This window comes from Acetomicrobium mobile (assembly GCF_937920065.1).
In genome coordinates this window covers 1-3,577 of record NZ_CALETC010000268.1, presented here as the reverse complement: position 1 = coordinate 3,577, position 3,577 = coordinate 1, and the positions used below count along the sequence as shown (strand labels likewise).

Here is a 3,577-nt window from a genome sequence, read left to right as displayed (position 1 = left end):
ACGCTGGCAATGGTCATGATCTACCAGGGGTGGGCAGATATGGTGGGCGCCTAAGGATCTAATAGATAAAAACATCAATGGCCCTCCGGCATCATGCAAAGCAAAACAGCTGGAGGGCCAATAAAATCTGTAAGCACGGTAATCCACACGTTGAACTTCACTCACACCTCTCCCACAGCCTCGCCAGCCTGTTTATCCAGCCTCGAAGGAAGGCGCGGAATGCTGCCTTATCGGCGGTTAGGCTTTGGTAATAAAGCGTCCGCTGCCATAAGACGACGGCGCATAAAGACCTTAAGGAGCTTGAATGTTCGGCAACGGCCGCCAGGGTCTTTTTGCCGATGATGCCGTCGGTTACGAGCTGGTCTTTGTCTTCGTTTATCACGTTTAACGCCTCCTGCAGGAACTTCACGCCCTGCCTGACGCCGCAGTTTACGGCGCCGTCAAAGACGAGCAGGTCGATAGGGCTGGGCAATTTATCACAGCCTGCCGGCTTCCAGTAAAAGGCGTCGTATATCTTTAAAGCCTGCTCGGTCGTCAAGTCTCTAACGTGCTCGGGCAGGCCTGTCATCTGCTTTCTTGCCTGCTTTAAGGTGGCGGTGGTGATGCCGTAGTTCGTGGCACCGCCAGGGTCTGAAGGGTGATCTACGTAGCCGCCTTCCGCGGCCAGGATGAACAATTCAGCCTCTTCCGTCATCTTCTCACTTCCTTTCTGTCTTGTAAAAGTCGCACTCTATGCACTTCCTCAAGCCGGCCTGCAGCTCGTTAATCGCTTTTGTGAGCTCGCTCATGCGCGTTTCCATGCGGACGAGCAGGTAAGCCGCCACGGCGATGGAAAAGGTCGTCTGGACGGTCGAAGTAAAAAACTCTTCCAAGGTTTCACCTCCTTTTAAAGGCAATTAAAAGCAAAGGCGGGAACGGTACTTCCCGCCGTAAATACAAACACACCACACAGGTAGGGCAACACCTCTAAAGCAGCACCGTTGTCCCGGTCTCTACGAGCTCGGCGCCGACAATGCTCAAGGGCGGTATGCCGAATATGTTTTGAGAGATTATCGTGTTCATTGCCGCCTCGACTTCTGCAGCGGTCAGGCCCTCCTTCGGATCGGTCAGGGAAAGCATCCACTTGCCGTCTTCCGTGTCAAATATCATCCGCAATCTGCGCGTAGTCTCCATCGTTTCACCTCCTTTCGATCAAGTTCGCTAAAAACTTACTGGACCCTGTCGGTATCGACCTTTTGGACTTCGACTAACGGATACGCCAAAAGTCCGGCGATTGCGGTTGCCACCGCCTGCACCGAAGTAGCGTCGGCAGAGTAGTCGATACCTGCGATGGATTTGCTCCTGAGCTTGGGCTTTCCCCATTCGTCTGATCCCACCTGGAGCCTCATGGTTAAACGGCTTGCTATGGGCTGATATTCCGCCATCTTTATCCCCCCTTTCAAAAGAGACTTTAATTTCACAATACACGGGCAAGTCGATGCTTTCAATTCGCATAATTTACGCAGTAACAGGAAGAAAGTTGCAGGCATGAGGCGGACGCTGTCTTTCTGCCATTCGCCAGCTTGCCCGGCAGGCGCTAACGGCAAGGGCAAATGCTGTGCAGCTTTCGGCAAGTGGCGATACAGAAGCATTTCCAGCCGGCGTGCGGCCAAAGGAAGGTGCGAAAGCATGCGAAACCTGTCGTTGCAGGCTTTAGGCAAAAGAGGAGAAAAAGCCGGCTTTTACGGCAAAAGGCATCTCTCAAGATAAAAACATCTTCATTGAGGAGCTTTCACGGCCGCCACGAGCGCGCAGTTTCCCGCGATCATGCCTCCTAATATATGGCGGCTGGGAAAGCATGCATGCCCTGCGCGCTCAAGAGGCGGCCTAGCCCCGTCGGCGCCATGCGCAAAATCCTGCGAAGCAAAGGCGGGCAAAGCCGCAGATGGCGCATGGCTTGCCGACGGAGGGCAAGGGACAGGGTGGGAAGCGGTCGCAGGGTTCGTATCTCATGCCGCCTCAAGGCCTGGAGGTTGCCCGCCGCCTCGCTTTCGCTTGCGCGCTTTAGCTTGCTCCTCCCGCCCGCCCCCGCTCGCAAAAGCGCATAGTCGCTTCGCACGGCATCGGCCATCATACCCCCCCTCTCCCGATTCTCGGGGTCTCCCCCCCCAAAAAAAGGGGGGGAGAAAAAAACAAGGAAACATCACATATTCCACCCCCCAACGGTGGGCGGACTGAAAAAGCATGCTCGAGCAGTCGCCTTGTCAAGCGCAGGCCCTTCGGATCGGCTGCGCCGACGCTTGACAAGGCGCCTTTGCTCTCGCAAAGACAAAGGCGTCCGCCCCCGTTTGGGGAAAAATGTTTAGGTTTCCACTCCTCTGTCGTGCTCGGGTTGCCTTCGTGGGCGCGCTCGTTGGCGCGCTGTTGCCTGCGTGGCTCCTCTTTCCCCGCTTGCGGGAGGCGGGCAAAAGAAAAGCCCGGCTCTGTGCCGGGCCTGCCTTGCTCTGTCTTATTTTGCGTTAACTGCCTGCTTTAAGTTCTCGTCCAATATATCTATAAGTTCGCTAGCCTGCTCCATCGTGAGATCTGCCGTGCTTGAAACTCCGTATTTATCGCTTAGGACACTGCGGACCATGTCTTCGTTCATGCCAGCTTTCCTGCAAATGGCAAATATGGCCTTCCTCTGGTTTTCCGTGGCCATGCGCTCGGCGTGAAGCGGCACAGCGCGGGCAGAGGTGGGATATGCGGCGCCTGTCTGCCGGCTTTCCCGCACCTCGGCGGCGAGGTCTGCATCCTCGAGGTCCTGGGTGAAGATATCCGAAAGCGAACCTACGGTTAGCGCTGCATCCACAAGGGCGCGCTTACGTGCCATCTTCAAGACTGTATTCGCAAGCGTATATGGGTCTTGCTTGGCATACTTTTTCTCCTTCGTGTTCGCCTGACCCAGCCCTTCTGTTATGGTCTCGCCGTTTGCGGCAACGAGCGAACAGCGCACCATATAGGCGAAAAATCCGGCCTCAAAGTCTTCGACTTTCCCGACTATCTCAAACTTGCTCCTTAGTCCCAATAACACCGTGATCTTTTCTGCGCCCGGCTTGAGCAATACTTTTCTATCCCCCGCCCCGGGAATGGCGCCATAATCTTTTCCTTCTTTGAGCTGTGTGCGCACCATGTCTTGAAAGGCGCCTATTTTTGCCAGCGCCGCGGCGAGCTCGCCCGGGTCCTTTCTGGCTACGATCGATAGCTCATCTTCCACACTTTCAATCATCATATCTTCTCTTACTGTCGCCATTTTCTTTTCCTCCTATATGTATGTTTTAGATTTTTATTTCTTTCTGAAGGTCATAAACTTCCCGAAGGTGCTGGAAAATATTGAAACCTGCTTCAAGCAGGCGGTCGCTCACGCTCATGTCGCGGTGGTCGTCGTCGTCTTCTCGGCTAAACCTCAATATTCTTACTTCATCTACCTGGTACTCTTCATCTTTGAGCATCTGCGCATAGGCCGCGACCTGTATGACGTGCTCGGCGTAGACGTTCCCGGACGTTTTGATATCAACTAAAGTCATCTTCCCATCAAGCTCGCCGTACCAGTCGATCG

At 54.5% G+C, this 3,577-nt stretch carries 8 protein-coding genes; 1 reads left to right on the top strand and 7 read right to left on the bottom strand.

The window, feature by feature from the left end; translation table 11 throughout:
• Nucleotides 1-157: 157 nt before the first annotated feature.
• The 4 genes from Q7P41_RS10120 to Q7P41_RS10105 all read right to left on the bottom strand — a co-directional run bounded on the left by Q7P41_RS10120 (nucleotide 158) and on the right by Q7P41_RS10105 (nucleotide 1,424).
• The gene (locus tag Q7P41_RS10120) at nucleotides 158-694 is read right to left on the bottom strand and encodes a glycoside hydrolase family 108 protein (protein ID WP_303883995.1); all 537 of its coding nucleotides are present in this window, start codon (nucleotides 692-694) and stop codon (nucleotides 158-160) included.
• 4 nt (nucleotides 695-698) lie between these two features.
• The gene (locus Q7P41_RS10115) at nucleotides 699-872 is read right to left on the bottom strand and encodes a YvrJ family protein (protein ID WP_303883994.1); all 174 of its coding nucleotides are present in this window, start codon (nucleotides 870-872) and stop codon (nucleotides 699-701) included.
• Nucleotides 873-966: 94 nt separating this feature from the next.
• Entirely contained in the window at nucleotides 967-1,173 is a 207-nt protein-coding gene (locus Q7P41_RS10110; RefSeq protein ID WP_303883993.1) for a DUF2922 domain-containing protein, read from the bottom strand.
• A gap of 35 nt (nucleotides 1,174-1,208) precedes the next feature.
• Nucleotides 1,209-1,424, bottom strand: coding sequence for a DUF1659 domain-containing protein (locus Q7P41_RS10105; protein WP_303883991.1), 216 nt, complete (start codon nucleotides 1,422-1,424; stop codon nucleotides 1,209-1,211).
• Nucleotides 1,425-1,527: 103 nt separating this feature from the next.
• On the opposite strand from Q7P41_RS10105, the gene Q7P41_RS10100 reads away from it, so the two are divergent.
• Nucleotides 1,528-1,749: a hypothetical protein gene (locus Q7P41_RS10100; RefSeq protein ID WP_303883989.1), complete on the top strand. Its 222-nt coding sequence runs from the start codon at nucleotides 1,528-1,530 to the stop codon at nucleotides 1,747-1,749.
• 64 nt (nucleotides 1,750-1,813) lie between these two features.
• On the opposite strand, the gene Q7P41_RS10095 is transcribed toward Q7P41_RS10100, so the two are convergent.
• The 3 genes from Q7P41_RS10095 to Q7P41_RS10085 all read right to left on the bottom strand — a co-directional run.
• The gene (locus Q7P41_RS10095; protein ID WP_303883987.1) at nucleotides 1,814-2,098 is read right to left on the bottom strand and encodes a hypothetical protein; all 285 of its coding nucleotides are present in this window, start codon (nucleotides 2,096-2,098) and stop codon (nucleotides 1,814-1,816) included.
• Nucleotides 2,099-2,488: 390 nt separating this feature from the next.
• Nucleotides 2,489-3,271 (bottom strand): hypothetical protein, encoded by a 783-nt coding sequence (locus Q7P41_RS10090; protein WP_303883985.1) that lies wholly within the window; start codon nucleotides 3,269-3,271, stop codon nucleotides 2,489-2,491.
• 25 nt (nucleotides 3,272-3,296) lie between these two features.
• A partial coding sequence (locus Q7P41_RS10085; protein WP_303883983.1) for a hypothetical protein occupies nucleotides 3,297-3,577 on the bottom strand: 281 nt, incomplete at its 5' end.